The sequence below is a fragment of the Caulobacter sp. UC70_42 genome, from assembly GCF_044056025.1.
Taxonomy (GTDB): Bacteria; Pseudomonadota; Alphaproteobacteria; order Caulobacterales; family Caulobacteraceae; genus Caulobacter.
In genome coordinates, this window is sequence record NZ_CP171994.1 from 5,232,820 (window position 1) to 5,247,939 (window position 15,120).

A 15,120-nucleotide genomic window follows, 5' to 3' on the forward strand; every position below is an offset into this window, starting at 1 on the left:
GGGGTCAAACCTCTTCGAGTTCGAGGGAAATCAGGGCGTCTTCCGGCTGGTCCATCGAGATCGTGAACCGCTTGTAGACGCCGACGATAAGCAGGGCCGAGAAGTAGCCGCTCTCCTGGTCGTCCAGCCCAGACCACAGCGCCGGCGTGGCGTTGAGGTCGTCGCGCAGCTGCAGGATCCGATCGACGTCGGTCTTGCGACAGCGCAGGGCCTGGACGGTGCGCGGCACCGAGCGGCGCGGCACGAGGGTGGCGGTTCCGAAGTCGTCGCGGTCGATCTTCGAGAAGTTCAGAGCGTCGCTCTCGGCCTGGTGCTGCGTGGCGCCCAGATAGACCGACGAGCCCAGCACCACCCCGCCGCAGGTCACGTTCCCGTTCGCCCTGGTCAGGGTGATGGTGATGACCGCGTTCGTGTACGGCGGCAGGTCGAAGCGCGCGAACTCCTGCCGGTATCGGAAGGCGCCGTAGAAGTAGTCGTACCAGCCGCTGGTCGGCCGTTTCAGCAGGTTGGCCGAGGCGGTGTAGACGGTCGCGCCTGACACGGTCACCGTCACGGCAACGGTGTCGGCGACGATGCCGACCACGCCGATCGAGTCCACGCGCTGTCCGGGCGTGAGCGAAACCGTCAGCGGCGAGCCCGTCGTCGTGCCGGTGTTGCGCAGCAGGTCGAACATGGCCCAGCGGTTGGTGGGTCCGACATCGACCCACCAGCTGTCGCCGGCCGTGGCGGGGTTCTGGCCCAGGTTGGCCGTGGTCGCCACGGTGTGGACGCCACTCTGCGCGCCGCTGCCGGAGATCGCCGCGCCTCCGGCGCTCGCGGCGATCTTGAAGGTGTTCGCCGTGTCCGCGAGCACATAGTAGGTCGTGCCCGAGGCGATCGCCGAAGGCAACGCGCCCGTCGTCGAGAAGACCACCGGCGTGTCCGCCGTCAAGCCATGGTTGGCCCAGGTGATCAGGGCGCTGCCGGCGTTGGCGATCGTCACCGAGGCGCTCTTCCGGGCGATGGCCTCGTACAGACGATGGGTGGTCGCGCTGAAAACGCGGTCGCCGTTCTTGTAGGCCGTGGCGGCGCTCCAGACCGCCTCCCCCGCCGACGGCTCGGTGCAGGTGGTGCTGGTCAGGATGGCCGGCGTGATCGTGATTGGCGGTAGCGCGCGCATCAGGCAGCCGCCTGGGTCTGCATGGCGCGGCCGCCCTCGGTGACATTGGTCAAGGTTCGCTCCATCTTGTCGTTGCTGGCGGCGATGCGGGCGTTACTGGCGCGCAGGTCGGCGAGCTCGGCGCGCAGGTTCCGCAGTTCGTTGATCAGGCCCCGGTCGTTCTTCTGGTCGGCGCGCTGGACGTTCACCGCCTCGCCCGGGCTGAGGGCCAGGCCGAAGAACTTGGAATCTGGCGGACCGGAACCGCCCACCTCGAAGCTGCCGCCAGTGGCCAACCGCTTCAAGGTGTGCATGTATTCCAGCTCGCTGTACTTCTGCGGGTCTTTGGCCTTGAGGGTCTGCAGGGTCGAATATTCCTGCGTGCCGGGCTTCTCGTAGGGATTGCCGTTGGCCCAGTATTGCGGATCGCGAAGGGACTCCGCGTAGGCGGCCGCCGCGATCACCGGGTCGTAGTTGTAGAGGCCGTCCAGGGTCTTGTTGCTGGTCACCGGCGCGCCCGCGCCCGGCGTGCCGGTGTTCGGCGGACCAGTCGGCGCGCCGGGGATGGGGATCCCGCCCACCGACACCACGCCCGCGTTGCGGGCTTGGGCGTTGGCGGCCTGCAGCGCGATGATCGCCTGCCGCACCGAGACGACGTTCGTGTTGATCTCGATCAGCCCCTGGACCGAGGCGTCCAGCGCATCGAGCTGCCGCTGAGCGATCGACACCTGGCGGTCGGCCGTATCGGCCGCCTCGTCGACGGCCGAGCGGACCAGACCGACATCACGCAGGTAGTCCAGGCTGGTCGAGACATAGTCGCGCGAGGCCGCCGTGAAGGCTTCGCCCTCGCTTTGCAGCCGCCCCATGGCGTCAGGGTCGCCAAGGCGGGCCATGGCCGCAGTCGACATGAACGCCTCTCGTGACCGGCGATAGCGCATGGCCGGATCGGTCCCGGCGATCGTTTCGGTCAGGCTGCCGCTGAAGGCCCGCAGTGAGGTGGATAGTTCCTTGAACTTGTCCTTGGTCGCCTGAATGGCGTCCTGCTCGCGCTGATAGGCCTGGGTCAGAACATCCCGCGCGGCCGACACCTTCTCGGCGGCGTCCTGCGCGGCCCAGGTACGCCGCATATAGTCCTGCTGCACCGCGTCCTCGACATCCGCGAGGGCCAGGTCACGCCGGATCTTCTTGGCCTGCTCGGCATAGCCTTGGGCGTCCAGAAGATCGGCCAGGGCGCCTGACCGGCTCGCCGCCATGGCCTTGTCCTTGGCCTCCTTTTCGATGGCGGCGGCGCTGGCCTCGGCCGCATCCTCCACCGCCCAAAGGGACTTGAGCAGCGGCAAAAGCGAGGCGTCCAGCGCCTTGACGGCGTCCTCCTCGGCTGTCCGGGACTTGGCCAGCTTCTGGGCCGGTGTCATGATCAGGTCGTCGATCCGGTCCTGGATCGATTTGGCCTTGTCATCCACCGCGGACTTCGTCGCCTCGGCGGCCGTGGCGACCTTGTCGAAGGCCGGCGCCAGCGCCATCATCGCCGCGTAGAGTTCAGCGCCCTCCCTGGTCGATACATCCAGGCCAAGGACCAGATTCTTGAAGCCTTCGCGCGTCATGTTCGTCGGCAGCCGTAGCTCGGTCAGCTTGTCATTGACCGTGTCCTTCACCGGCTTCAGGCGCTCTTCGTCCGTCAGGAAGTTCTCGCCGAAGAAGGATGTCTGCTCAGTCAGGTTGTCGAGGCCGCCGACCAGATCGACCAGGCGCTCGCGGGCCGCCAGCGAGGCCACGCCGACGTCGTTGAACTTCATGCCGACCGACTCCAGCGTCGTGTCGATGACCTCGTACTGACGCGCGACGCGGACCAGGGTCTCGAAGGCCCCCTCGCCCACCTTCTGGAACGCGGCGATGACCGGCACGGCCGCCTTGGCCATGTCGTCGCCCAGCTTGCCGAAGATCGCGTTCAGAGCCTCCTCGATCTGCGTGCCGGTCATGTCCTTGAAGGACAGCTTGCCGAGGTCGACCTTGAACTTGGCCAGAACGGACTCGACATCGGTCTCGCCCAGCGCCTTGGCGGCGTCGGCCACGCCCTTGCCCAGCGACCTGACCAGCTTGGAGACCTGGTCGACGAAATCGGTGTCCAGCGCGCCGGTCTCTGTGATGACCTTGCTCTTGTTCGAGGTGGTGATCCCGAACGCCTTCTTCTTGGTCGTTTCCATCACCTGCTGGTAGGTCGAGCCCGAGAGCTTGCCGTCCGTGATGTCGGCGAGGGTAGCGGCGTCGAACTGGATGCCCTGATCCTGCAGCGTCCGGGTCGTGGATTTCGAGAAGCCCAGGTTCGACAGTGACGCCGACGCGCCGGTCTTGCCGAGGCTGAGCCCCTCGGTGCTCAGCATCCCGCCGGCCCCGAACGACCGCGCCAGCGCCGCCGCCACCGCGCCGATCTGGCCGTCGATCGACTTCAGCGACCGAACCATGTCGTTGCCGTATTCCAGGTCCTTGTTCTGATACTTCTCGGCATAGCCGAGGGCCTTTTCCAGGCTGTCGGACTTGGCCTTGGAGTCGCCGAGTGAGGAGCCGGTCCCCTGGGCGTCTTGGCGGGTCTTCATGTCGTTGACGCCGGGGACGGAGCCGCCGCCACCGCCGCTTTTCAGGCCTAGGCCGGCCAGCACGCCCACCATGGCCGCTACAACGGGAAAACCCCATGGTCCAAGGGACTCGAAGATCTTCGCCGCGCCGGCAGCCGCCGACGCCGTCGCCTTGGCGAGAGAGCCCGCCACACCCGCGGCCGTCTCCGAAGCATGCGCCGCCGTGGCCTTGACGGAAGCGACCAGCTGCCAGGCGCGATAGGCCTTTTCGATCGTCGAAATGGCGGCGTAGCCGCTCGAATTCTCCTTAAAGAACCCCTTCGCGGCCGTCGCCATGGAGGCGTAACCCTTGATCGCGACCTCGGTGCGCTTTTCGCTCGTGGCGCCCTCCGCGAGCTTGGCGTTTTCAATACCGAAATTGGCCACCGCGCCGACAAGGTCGCCCACTGCCTTCCCCGGTTTGCCGAAAGCCGCCTCGAGCTGCTTGCCAAGCTCGGGAGCCAACTTGGCCATGGCTTCGAAGTGGCCGAGGGTTTCCGCTAACGCATCCTTGAAGGGCTCCAGCGACTCGGGCTGGGGGATCGCTTTGATGACCTGGTCTTCGAGCTTCTGTGCTTTGAGCAACTCAACTTGCACAGTCTCGACACGACGCACGTCCGAGAAATCGCGAACCGAAGTCTCTGCATCCTTGCAGGCGCACGCGGCGCTGTTGGCGGACGTTCGACTGCTGTTGTTCGAAATCGTGTTGTTGGTGACATTGCTCACGACGTCGTTGTCGTTGACGCCATCCCTGCCGGCGACTTCCACCGCCTTGGGCGCCGGCCCGGCCTCCCGGATGACACGCCTGTTCCGCGCCGCCGCTACGCTCTTGACGACGTTCGCCGCCATCTGATCGTAGGCCTTACCGCCGTCGGCGGCGCCCTGGGCCGCGCCCTTGATCATGGCCTTCCCGAGAGAGGCGGCTGCGCCCGCGTACTTGTTCTCTAGCCGCCCGATCGAGACCGTGTCCAACTCGGGCAACTTGATCGGAATACCCAGCTTGGCAGCCGTCTCGTTGGCCATATGGATCAGATTGTTGACGATGCCGATCGCGGTGTTCGCCAACTTCTCAAGTGCGCCCGCCGCGATATTCACCGTCGAGATGACGAGATCCCCGATCGCCGCCGGCAGAGCACCGAAGGCCGCGCGGATGCCGCCAATGAAGCCGCCAACCACCTGGAAGGCCGCCTTCACGGCTCCCATGATGCCGTCGATGATGCCCTGGTAGAGATTTCCGAAGAAATCCCCGACCGCCCTCAGGGCCGGCCCGACGAAGCCGACAATGGCGTCGGCGACGCTTTTCCAGACTCCCGACAGCACGTCGGCGACACCCTTCCAAGCGGCCGCCAGCACGTCACCCATGGTGACGCCCTTGTTCTTGACCCGCTCCAGCTGTTCTTCGGTGAGATGCAGCTGGTCAAGGTTCTCACCGACCGTCTTGCCGATCTGCTGCGCCGTAATGGCCACGGCCCCGACGGCGACCGCCGCCGCCGCCGCAACGCCCGCGAGCGGCACGGCGAGCGGCTCCACCAACGGCGCCAGGCCAGCGAGCGAAGACCCGATTGCATCGACGATCGGTGTGACCTCAGTAGCGATGCCGCCGAGCATCCCTCGGAAACCGCCACTGGCGTCACGGGCCTTGGAGAAGACATCCCAAAGCGCCGGCCCCTTGTCGATCAAGACCTGGAGCGGATCCGTGCCTTTGCGAAGCTCCAAGACGACTTCGAGCACCGACTTGCCCAGCTTCCGAAGTTCGGACGACTGCGAAGCCGCAGCCGTCGCGCCCGAACTCCGGGCCTTGCTGACGGCCTCTTCCGTCTTGGCGGCTGTTGCAGCTGCTTGCTCCAAGCCCTTTTGGGCCTTGGCGTAGCTGTCGATCGCGGCCGCGCCCAGCACCGAAAGTCCCGCCGTTTCGACGAGCCGCTTATTCACGCCCGACAACGCTTCCTCCAACGAGCCGGCCGCCTTCGTCAGCGAAGAGATCTGCTTTTCCAGTACGGTCAGCCCCGCGAGGCTCGTCGTTGTTCGAGTGTTCAAGGCGGCCATCGCGCCGCCGGTCTTTTCAATCGCGTCTTGAAGCGACTTCTGTGCGCGCTCGTGTTTGCCCGCCGCGTCAGCCGCCGCCTTCGAGCCTTTGGCCAGTTCCTCAAGATCCTTGTCAGCCACAGCGGCTCTCCCAAAAAGTTCGGGCCGCGCCTCCTCGCGAAGGCGCAGCCCGGTGGTGGTCAGCCCTTGCTGGGGGCCGTCATGGTCAGAAGGTGTTCGGCGTCGAGGGTCATGACCGCGCGCCGTTCCCAGGGCTCGAGGCGGACGCCCTCGTCGCGCTCCCAGGCCTGGATCTCCAGGCGCGAGAGGCGGGACGGACCGAAGCCGCCGGATTGGCGGGTCTGGCAGAGGTCGGCGTACCAGGCCCACAGGTGGGCCACGTGCGACGACAGCGGCGGCGGGTTGGCGAGCCGCCAGCTGGCCTCGGGGTCGCCCTGGCGAGCCAGGCTCTCAAGGTGGGTCCGCAGCGGCTCGCCGTCGTCCTGGCGCGCGGCGAGCTCGAACTGCTCGCGGGCGTAGGCGATCAGGCCGCGGACTTGCCCGGCATAAAATTTCCGAGGGTGTTCGACGCCGTGGTGATCTGCTCGGCGATCTCGGAATTGCGGCTGACCAGCCGGAAGGCGTTCTCGGCCGACCACTCCTGCTTGATGCCGCGCCAGCCCACCAGGCGGACGGCGGTCAGGCGGTGGCCGAAGGCGATGTCGTCTTCGATCGGGGTGAACTCCGCCTTCTCGGGATTGCTGCGGCCCGTCATGGCGGCGGCCACGGCCTGCTTCTTGCGGCGGTCGTTGACGAGGCGGTTGACCTCGGACTGCACCTTCTCGGACTGACCGCCCAGCACCTGCAGGAAGACGCCGGAGCCCGAGCCGTCGGCGCGGATGTATTCGACCTCGAACGGGGTGTCGCCAGCGGCTACGGCGTCGAGGTCGTTCAGGTCGAACAGGGTTTCGGTCGAGAACTTGGTCATGGGTATGTCCTTGGAAAAGGACGGCCGGGCGCGACCCGGCCGCTAAGTTGAAGGGGACTTCGAGAGGGAGAGAAGAAGAACCGCGCCGGTTAGGCGGCGCTGTCCTGGATGGCGATGATGGTCTGGTCGGTGGCCAGGGCCGCGCCGCCGGCGCCGTTGATCTGGGCCGTGAACGGATAGGTCCGGATCACCGCCTTCTCGCCGTCGTCCGGGGTGTCGCCGGTCAGCTTGATCATCGGCAGGTTGATGACCACGAAGTCGGCGTTGGCCGTGGCGTCCTCGGTCACCGCCAGCACCAGCGAGGTGGTCGAACGGCCTTCGAAGATGGTCTGCAGGGTCACGTTGTCGAACTTGGCCGTGAACGAGCCCGACACGGCCAGGCGACCGCGCTGGATGTCGTCGACCACGTTCGAGCCCACCACGGCGTCGCTGTGGGCGGCGTTGCCGTTGATGGTCACCTGGGCGCCGGTCACGTTGGTCACGGGAACGCCGTTGACCAGGACCACGCCGTTCACGGCCGTCAGGATGTCGGTGACCGTCTCGGCCGTCGGCGTGGTCAGCACCTGGGCCGCGCCCAGCGTGCGGATGCGGCCGACGGTGTCGAGGCTGATGGTGGCGTTGCCGGTGGCCGGAAGGTTCAGCGCCGCCTGGCCGACTTGCTGGTCGGAATAGGCTTCCGAGCGGCCCAGGTCCGGATACCACTCCTCGAAGGTGTAGTAGTCGTTGGTGTGGCCCGACAGCGGGACCAGCGATTTCTTGCCGGTGACCGAGACCGTGGCGCTGGCGATGTTGGTCTCGGCGAACATGGCCGAGCCGTTGACCACGCGCACCGTGGCGACCGTGGCCGTGAGAGCGATGATCAGCAGGTTCTTCTGGGTGTTCAGCGCGTTGAAGGCGCCGGCGGTCAGGCGGATGACGTCACCGATCTTGAAGCCGTCGGTCAGGTACGAGCCGGCCGAACGGGTCAGGGTCCAATTCTGGCCCGAGGCGGCGACGCTGATCGTGGCGCCGGTGGCCGAGACGCCGGCCGTCATGTCCTTGCGCAGCAGCGAGCCCATAAGGGCGCCGTAGGTGCCCGGAGACAGCAGGCCGTCGATCTTGCCAGCCGGCTTGACCACGCCCAGCCCGACGCCCGTCGACTGCTGGTGGCTGACGATTTCGTTGCTTTCGAAGGTGTCCGGCGGGGCCTGGAACACCGAGCTGGTGCGGCGAACGACCTGGCCGCCCGAGCCGGCGGCGGGCGCGCCGAGGCCGGCCTGCTTCTTGTAGACGGTTTTCTTGTTGATGCCCTGGGCGACTGCCATGGGGTCTTCTCCTGAGACGTTATCGGGATGGGTGGATCAGACGAGGCCCCCAAAGAAGGCGACCTGGGGCCTGTCCCTTCGGGCGGGGACCGCCGTCAGCTGGTGATCGTGGCCAGGAACGGGACCTGGACGGGGACCAGGTAGCGGTCGCCCTCCAGGATCGCGGCCAGGATGATGGGGGTGCGGGCGACCGCGGTGGTCAGACCGTCGGACGTGAAGGCGGCGCCGCGATAGAAGGTCGAGCGCAGCAGCTCGATGCGCGCGGCGGCGTCGGCCGGACCCGCGCCCTGCGGGTAGCAGAGGGTCACCACGAACAGGCCGCCCTGCTGGAAGCTTCGGCCGTACTCGGTATTGACCGGCTCGGCGAAGGTCATGGACACACGCTGGTAGGGCGTTCCTGAAACCGGCGTGTAGTTCGTGTTCTCCCAGGCCGTGGCCAGGGCGGGGCTCATGGCGGCCAGCGCCGTCTCCAGCGCCGCGCGGATCTTCAGTACGCTCATCGGCGGCGCTCCCTCGTCGAGGCTGGCGGGATCGAGGCGCGCGGAGGCGATCCGGAAGCCATGCGGCGCCCGGCGGCGAGGACGAAGGTCATGTCGGAGGTCCCTGGATCAGCGGACGAGACGAAGAACCCGCCCTTCGGGGAGGAAGAGCGGGTTCACGAGGCCGACCGGCTCACGCTTCGTCGAAGCGCGCCGTTTCGGAAGAACAGGAAGGTCTGGAGTTCGGTGTCTGGAGGTCTTGATCGCCGCTGAAGGCGCATCTCCGAGACTGTTTTGATTAAACCCTTCACCTTCCCGACCGTCAATCTATTCGTTCATGAAATGTTCTTATTTTGACGGTCACGCGCGATCTGCTTGGCCAAGACCACGATCAGATCCAAGGCCTTGATCAGGACTTCGCGATTACGGGCGAAAGCACGGCCAGCGCCCCATACGGACAGGCTGGTCCCCTCGCCCGCCACCGAGCGCAGCAGGCGCAGGGCCACGGGCTGGTCGGCCAGGCTCATCGCCACGGCGCGGTCGGCGCGGGCCACGAAGTCCAGCATGCGGGCGCGCCGCAGACGGGCGGCGACGAAGCGGTCGTTGTCGTGACCGCCGCCGCTTCCGGGCTCCAGGCCGGCGACGCGCAGGTCACGGCCCCGGGCTTCGAAGCCGGCTCGGTACAGAAGGGCGACGGCGTAGTGGGAGTCGTTGATGTGGCCGCCCTGGAGCAAGCTGCGCAGGCCGTCGCGGCTGGAGATCCGCAACGAACCGCCGTCGGCCTCGACCACCTCGCCCCGCGCCCGCGCCCGGGCCACGGTCTCGACCAGGCCCGCGGCGATATCGGCCTCTTCGGTTCTGGCCAGCTGGGCGCCGGCGATGCGCATAACGGCCTCGCGCGCCGCCCGACGGGCGGCGGGACTGATCGCCAGGCCCGCCGCGCGGTCGGCGCGGGCCAGGTCTCGAAGCTCGGCCGAGGTCAGCCCCTCGGGCCGGATGAACTGGACGGAAATGATGGTTCCCCTTTCTAGATGGTCAGCGCCCGAAACGGACGCCGCGTCGACTGTCGGCCAGGGCGTGGCGGCGGGCCTCGCCGGCGCAGACCTGGGCGACGAAATCGTGGCCTTCGCTCTCGGCCAGCATCCGGCCGGCGGCGCGAATGATCGCGCACAGCATCGGCTTGCGCGGTCCACAGGCGCGGACGGCCTTGTCGATGGCGCCCTCGGCGATCTCGTCCTGGAGCCCGCCCATGAGTCTAGGCTTCCAGAGCGGTCCGACCGGCCGGCGTCAGGCCGATCCGGCAAGGCCGGCCGCCCAGGCGCTCCACCAGGCCAAGCAGACGGGCGGCTTGGGCGCGGTCGCTGCCGGCCGACAGGCTGACGGCCATCTCGTCGGCCAGGTCGGCCAGGGTCAGGGGTCCTTCGACCAGCGCCTCCAGCACGGCCAGGACCTTGGCGGGCGGGACCGGTTCGGCGGGCGCGGCGCCGAACAGACGAGTGCGGATCGCCTCGGACACGGCGTAGCGACCGGGGCGCGGATCGCCCATCAGCAGCGCCGTCAGGACGGCGCGCGGCGGCCGGCGATCGGCGTCGGTGCGGCGCGCGACATAGCCCGGCATAGGGGCGTGAATAGGCGCATGACCGGCGTGACCGGTCGCGTGGAGCGGAATCATCTGGGACTTCCTGCGGCTAGGCCGATGAAGGGAATTTCGCGGGAAGCCGCCCGGCTCGCGTCGCCAGGGCGGAGTTCTCGGAATATCTAATTTGTACCAAATACAAATTTGCATGGCAAGCAAATTTTGTGTTTAATGCCTGGACATTCCCTTTCGCACTCACTCCCGGATTTGCATGACCCCCGACCGGCAGGCCAAGGCGAAGCAGCGCGCGAAGACCTTCATCCGCGCCTGGCGCAAGCATCGCGGCATGAACCTGGAGCAAGCCATCGAACGGTTGGAGCTCGAGGTCGGATATCCCTATTCGGTCGCCCAGCTCTCGCGCGTCGAGCGCGGCGAAACCGGCTATTCTCAGGACGTACTGGAGGCCTTAGCGATCATCTATCGTTGTGAGCCCGCCGACCTGATCATGCGTGATCCGGCAGCCGGCGACGCGATCTGGTCGATCTGGGACCAGTTGCAACCTGTGCAGCGGATCCAGCTCGTCGAGATCGGACAAACCCTTAAGAAGGCTGGATAATCCCCGCTCATTCCAGCGTCAGGATCTCGCCCTGGCGCTCGATCAGCTTGGGCTTTCCCCAAAGGCCCGATAGCGGCTCGCCGCGCACCCGATAGAGCGCCACGCCCGAGGATCGACGCGCCAGAACCTCCATCTCACGCCGCGCATCCTCTTCGAAATAGCACTCCCGAACCTCGGTCGGCCGGAGCAATCCCCCCCGCCGCCCGAAGGCCTGCACGCAGAAACGCGTTACCGAGAACACGACAACCTCCGCCTTCAACAACCCCACTCTGCACGTCTCCTTCCGATGAGTCGACCGGTGGCGGCAGCCTATGCGTCCGGGTTTGACGCAGGTTAATTTTTGCACTGACAACAAATCAGCGCTCGTTCCTTGTATTTGCATGAACAGCAAATCGGCGCGCCGTGAGCGAGCTTCGCTTTACCCGCGAACAGGAAGAATATACAACTATAAGAAGTTAATTTGAGCCATGCACGAATAGAGCGTTAGCCCGCATCAGCCCAATCCCGTTCGAGGACAGACGATGAGCAAGTGGCATCCCGTGGTCGTGAAGCTGCAGAAACTGATCAAGGACAACGGCTGGGAGGCGCGGTTCGAGAAGGCCGTCGCCCAGGCCCGCGCGTGGAACATCCCGGAACTGGCCGACCTGAAGGACCTCGAGAGCTACTACGTCTATATCAACGACTTCCTGCGCTGGGTCCCCAGCGAGAACGAGCCTGGCCGCGAGGTCTATAACAAGCTCTGCAAGTTCTACTTCGTGCTCGACCAGGACGCGGTAATCGACCTGCAAAACAAGGTCGTCCCGCTGAACAAGGCCGCGCCCCTGACGCCGTTGTCGGCGTGGCTGGTCAACTATGCCGACGCCATGGGCGCCTTCCTCGACACGCCGGAATCCCTGACGCCGGCCTCGCTGGAGAGCTTCCGTAAGTCGCCGAGCTACAATCTGGGCGACTACATCGAGCCGCACGGGGGCTGGAAGACCTTCAACCAGTTCTTCGCCCGCAACTTCAAGCCGGGCTACCGGCCGGTAGCGGCGGTCGCCGATCAGAGCGTCATCGTCTCCCCCGCCGACTCCACCTTCGCCGGCCAGTGGGAGATCCGCACCGACAGCCACGTGACGGTCAAGAACCTGCACTGGAAGATCGAGGAGCTGATGGAGGGCAGTCCCTACAGGGACCGCTTCAAGAACGGCCTGTTCATGCACGCCTTCCTGGGTCCCAACGACTATCACCGCCAGCACGCGCCCGTCGGCGGCACGGTGCTGGAGTCGCGCGTCATCCCGGGCCAGGTCTATCTGGAGGTCGTGGCCGAGCCGGTGGCCGGCGACGAGAACGGCGCCCACAGGCTGAAGCCCCTGCGCGCCTTCGACGCCCCGGACGCCGCCGGCTACCAGTTCGCCCAGGCCCGCGGCCTGATCGTGCTGGACACCCCGATCGGCCTGGTCGCGGTGCTGCCGATCGGCATGTGCCAGGTCTCGTCGGTGATCGTCACCGCCGAGGTCGGCGTCACCCTCCGCAAGGGCGAGGAGCTGGCCTACTTCCAGTTCGGCGGCTCGGACATCATCGTGCTGTTCGAAGCCAAGAGTAACGTCAGCTTCGTCGCCCAGCCGGGGGTGCACTACAAGACGGGCGTGAAGATCGCGGACGCTTATCCGGTGGTGTGAGGGGGGGCCCCTTGAAGAGGTTTGGTAGGCCTGGAGGGAACTCGAACCCCCAACCAGACCGTTATGAGCGGTCGGCTCTAACCATTGAGCTACAGGCCCGCGCGGATACGTGTGAGCGTACGCGAGAGCGGCGGATTAGCATGAGCCGAACGCGGCTTAAAGCTCCGGTTCAGATTGGAGCTGTCATCAGGGAACGCATAGCTGTCCGGCAGCGCTTCCCTTGCCCTGGACGGACCTGGAGAAAAGAACGATGACCAACACCGCTCGCCGCCTGACCTCGATCGCCCTGCCAGCCCTGATCGGCGGCGCTCTGCTGATGGGCGCGGCCGCCCCGGCCCTGGCCCAGACCAGCGCCGACTCGGCGTTCAAGGCCACGACCTTCAGCCTGTCGGCCTTTGGCGAGACGCGCGTGGCGCCGGACATGGCCACCATCACTCTGGGCGTCCAGACCGAGGCCCTGACCGCCGGCGAGGCCCTGAAGGCCAACGGCGCGCGCATGAACCAGGTGATGGCCGCGTTGAAGAAGGCCGGGATCGCCGAGCGCGACGTCCAGACCTCGAACCTCAACCTCAACGCCCAGTACGCCTATGAGCAGAACCAGCCGCCGAAGCTGACCGGCTATCAGGCCTCGAACCAGGTGACGATCACGGTCCGCGACCTGGCCAAGCTGGGCGCGACGGTTGACGCCACGGTCAATGCCGGCGCCAACACGATCAACGGCATCAGCTTCGGCCTCATCAATCCCCAGGCCGCCGAGGACGCCGCGCGCCTGGAAGCCGTGAAGGCTCTGCAGGCCAAGGCCGAGCTCTATGGCCGCGCCACCGGCTACAAGGCCGTGCGCCTGGTCAATCTGAGCGAAGGCGGCGGCTACCAGCCCGCGCCGCCCCCGATGCCGGTGTTCGCCATGGCCAAGCGCGAGATGGCCGACTCGACCAGCATCGCGGCCGGTGAGTTGAAGGTTCGCATCGACGTCAGCGCGACATACGAAGCCGCCAAGTAGGCGCCCCGAACAGCGCCCACGAAAAAGCCGCTGCCGGGTTCCGGCGGCGGCTTTGATGTTTCTAGAAGCCGGCCTTGGCGAAGGCCCGCTCGACCCGGTCCTTGATCTCCAGCCCCGGCAGGGCCCGCTCGCCCTCCATGACCGCGACATAGGTCAGGCCGCGCGGCGGCTTGCCCTCGCCGGTCGGCACCGGGCCGATGGACCAGCCGACCGTGGCGCCGTTGGCCCCGCCGCTGGCGCAGCTGACGAAGCGGGCCGGCTTGCCCAGGCTTGCCTTCAGCAAGGTCTCGGCCGTGGTCTGCGCGCCTTCGCAGGACGGCAGGTTGCGCGAGCAGGTGACATAGCCGCCGCCACGCCACACCAGCTTGCCGCTGGCGTCGGCGATCACGACGCAGGTCGAGGGCGAGCCGATCGACTTGCCGACCGACTGGGTCAGGACGGCCTCGTCCACGCCCGAAGGCAGCTTCGGCGAACAGGCCGAGAGACCCGCGGCGGCGAGAACAGCGAGCGCGATACGACGCATCAGGCCGCCTTCTTGATCAGGTTGCCTTCGTCCAGCAGCACGACGGTCGGGGCGTAGTTGCGCGCCTCTTCGGCGGCCATCTGGCAGTAGGTCACGACGATCACCAGGTCGTTCTTCTGCACCAGGCGGGCGGCGGCGCCGTTGACGCCGATCACCTTCGAGCCGCGCGGGGCCTCGATCGCATAGGTGGTGAAGCGGGCGCCGTTGGTGATGTTCAGAACGTCGACCTGCTCGTTCGGCAGGATGCCCGAGGCGTCCAGCAGGTCGCGATCGATGGCGATGGAGCCTTCGTAGTCCAGGTCGGCCTGGGTCACCGTGGCCCGGTGCAGCTTGGCCTTCAGCATGGTGAGCAGCATGGCGGGGGCTCTATCTCTTTGAACAGAATGGAATTCTCAAGGCCGCCACACACAAGGCCCGAAAGGAGGTCTCGCCATATAGACACGAACCCAAAACGGTTCAATCGCGCCCTCTCAAGACCAATGGTTAACACCCTGACCATTTCGCGCTAGGGTTTGAAAGAACGCGGTTCTTCGGGGGAAACCATGCGTCACGGAAAATGGCTGGCGGCGGCGGGAGCCGTCGTCGCGACCCTGGTCGCGGGAGCGGCCTTCATCTCGACCGGCAAGGCGCAGACGCGGGACGCGACTGGCGCACCAATCCCGGGCGCCGCGGCCGTCCGACCGAACGCCGCCGCCCTCGTCGTCCGGCCGCGCGGCCGGGTGGACTGGCAAGGCGCCGTCGGGGGCCTGCGCCAGTCGGCCAATGTCGGCGAGAGCCTGGCCACCAACCTGAACCGCGAGCAGGTCGACATGACCGCCGTGCCGATCCTGCTGCCCCAGGACGCCAAGCTGACCGCAGGGGCGCGGATCTACAGCTTCGGCGACTACTATACGATCACCAGCAACACCGCTGGCGGCCGCGTCTCGCTGAGCGGCGCGACCACCACCGTGCCGATGCCGGCGTCCAAGCCGCTGAAGATCCAGACCGGGCCGGAGATGCTGACGATCCAGCGCACGGTCGACGGCCAGTTGGCCAGCTTCGTGCGCTATGGCGTGCTCTACACGGTGGAGATCCGCTGCGACGCCGCCGGCGACCCGCGCTGCGCCGATGACAACTATGTGCTGGGCCTGGTCGGCAAGACCACCGCCGTGGTGATGAGCAAGGCGGCCCGCGAAGCGGCCGGGCTGGGAGGTTGACC

Annotated in this window: 16 protein-coding genes and 1 tRNA gene; 4 read left to right on the forward strand and 13 right to left on the reverse strand. The window is 66.8% G+C overall.

All coding sequences use genetic code 11. The features are described from left to right. Positions 1-4 precede the first annotated feature (4 nt). The 9 genes from ACHMW8_RS26375 to ACHMW8_RS26415 all read right to left on the reverse strand — a co-directional run bounded on the left by ACHMW8_RS26375 (position 5) and on the right by ACHMW8_RS26415 (position 10,218). Complete coding sequence (locus ACHMW8_RS26375; protein WP_395444281.1) at positions 5-1,159, reverse strand: hypothetical protein; 1,155 nt, start codon at positions 1,157-1,159, stop codon at positions 5-7. Further along, the gene (locus tag ACHMW8_RS26380; protein ID WP_395444282.1) at positions 1,159-5,916 is read right to left on the reverse strand and encodes a phage tail length tape measure family protein; all 4,758 of its coding nucleotides are present in this window, start codon (positions 5,914-5,916) and stop codon (positions 1,159-1,161) included. Before ACHMW8_RS26380 ends, ACHMW8_RS26375 begins: the two co-directional genes overlap by 1 nt. Positions 5,917-5,975: 59 nt before the next feature. After that, on the reverse strand, positions 5,976-6,434 hold the full coding sequence (locus ACHMW8_RS26385; RefSeq protein WP_158624736.1) for a hypothetical protein: 459 nt from the start codon (positions 6,432-6,434) through the stop codon (positions 5,976-5,978). Further along, positions 6,320-6,763, reverse strand: a complete 444-nt coding sequence (locus ACHMW8_RS26390; RefSeq protein WP_125158723.1) for a hypothetical protein — start codon at positions 6,761-6,763, stop codon at positions 6,320-6,322. The genes ACHMW8_RS26385 and ACHMW8_RS26390 overlap by 115 nt, the downstream gene beginning before the upstream one ends. Positions 6,764-6,852: 89 nt before the next feature. Next, complete coding sequence (locus tag ACHMW8_RS26395; protein ID WP_395444283.1) at positions 6,853-8,067, reverse strand: phage tail tube protein; 1,215 nt, start codon at positions 8,065-8,067, stop codon at positions 6,853-6,855. A 95-nt stretch (positions 8,068-8,162) separates the two neighbouring features. Further along, positions 8,163-8,567 (reverse strand): phage tail terminator-like protein, encoded by a 405-nt coding sequence (locus tag ACHMW8_RS26400; RefSeq protein WP_395444284.1) that lies wholly within the window; start codon positions 8,565-8,567, stop codon positions 8,163-8,165. A 314-nt stretch (positions 8,568-8,881) separates the two neighbouring features. Next, a complete protein-coding gene (locus ACHMW8_RS26405; protein WP_395444285.1) occupies positions 8,882-9,433 on the reverse strand; it encodes a hypothetical protein in 552 nt (183 codons plus the stop codon). Positions 9,434-9,581: 148 nt separating this feature from the next. After that, entirely contained in the window at positions 9,582-9,797 is a 216-nt protein-coding gene (locus ACHMW8_RS26410; RefSeq protein ID WP_125158727.1) for a hypothetical protein, read from the reverse strand. Between the two features lie 4 nt (positions 9,798-9,801). Further along, positions 9,802-10,218 carry a hypothetical protein gene (locus ACHMW8_RS26415; RefSeq protein WP_395444286.1) on the reverse strand — a complete coding sequence of 139 codons (417 nt, stop codon included), beginning with the start codon at positions 10,216-10,218 and terminating at the stop codon, positions 9,802-9,804. 175 nt (positions 10,219-10,393) lie between these two features. On the opposite strand from ACHMW8_RS26415, the gene ACHMW8_RS26420 reads away from it, so the two are divergent. Further along, positions 10,394-10,738 carry a helix-turn-helix domain-containing protein gene (locus tag ACHMW8_RS26420; protein WP_125158729.1) on the forward strand — a complete coding sequence of 115 codons (345 nt, stop codon included), beginning with the start codon at positions 10,394-10,396 and terminating at the stop codon, positions 10,736-10,738. 7 nt (positions 10,739-10,745) lie between these two features. Here ACHMW8_RS26420 and ACHMW8_RS26425 read toward each other — a convergent pair whose 3' ends face one another. Next, a complete protein-coding gene (locus ACHMW8_RS26425; protein ID WP_395444287.1) occupies positions 10,746-10,979 on the reverse strand; it encodes a hypothetical protein in 234 nt (77 codons plus the stop codon). A gap of 280 nt (positions 10,980-11,259) precedes the next feature. Here ACHMW8_RS26425 and ACHMW8_RS26430 point away from each other — a divergent pair, with 280 nt between their 5' ends. After that, entirely contained in the window at positions 11,260-12,399 is a 1,140-nt protein-coding gene (locus ACHMW8_RS26430) for a phosphatidylserine decarboxylase (protein ID WP_395444288.1), read from the forward strand. A 22-nt stretch (positions 12,400-12,421) separates the two neighbouring features. On the opposite strand, the gene ACHMW8_RS26435 is transcribed toward ACHMW8_RS26430, so the two are convergent. Further along, positions 12,422-12,498: transfer RNA gene (locus tag ACHMW8_RS26435), tRNA-Ile, on the reverse strand. Between the two features lie 151 nt (positions 12,499-12,649). On the opposite strand from ACHMW8_RS26435, the gene ACHMW8_RS26440 reads away from it, so the two are divergent. After that, positions 12,650-13,399 carry an SIMPL domain-containing protein gene (locus ACHMW8_RS26440; protein ID WP_395444289.1) on the forward strand — a complete coding sequence of 250 codons (750 nt, stop codon included), beginning with the start codon at positions 12,650-12,652 and terminating at the stop codon, positions 13,397-13,399. 61 nt (positions 13,400-13,460) lie between these two features. Here the strand turns inward: ACHMW8_RS26440 and ACHMW8_RS26445 are convergent, their stop codons facing one another. Both ACHMW8_RS26445 and panD read right to left on the reverse strand, forming a co-directional pair. Further along, the gene (locus ACHMW8_RS26445) at positions 13,461-13,922 is read right to left on the reverse strand and encodes a hypothetical protein (protein WP_395444290.1); all 462 of its coding nucleotides are present in this window, start codon (positions 13,920-13,922) and stop codon (positions 13,461-13,463) included. Then, positions 13,922-14,278, reverse strand: coding sequence for an aspartate 1-decarboxylase (panD, locus tag ACHMW8_RS26450; protein WP_099576484.1), 357 nt, complete (start codon positions 14,276-14,278; stop codon positions 13,922-13,924). The genes ACHMW8_RS26445 and panD overlap by 1 nt, the downstream gene beginning before the upstream one ends. Before the next feature lie 186 nt (positions 14,279-14,464). Between panD and ACHMW8_RS26455 the strand changes: the two genes are divergently transcribed. Continuing rightward, positions 14,465-15,118 (forward strand): hypothetical protein, encoded by a 654-nt coding sequence (locus tag ACHMW8_RS26455; protein ID WP_395444291.1) that lies wholly within the window; start codon positions 14,465-14,467, stop codon positions 15,116-15,118. The last annotated feature ends 2 nt before the right edge of the window (positions 15,119-15,120 follow it).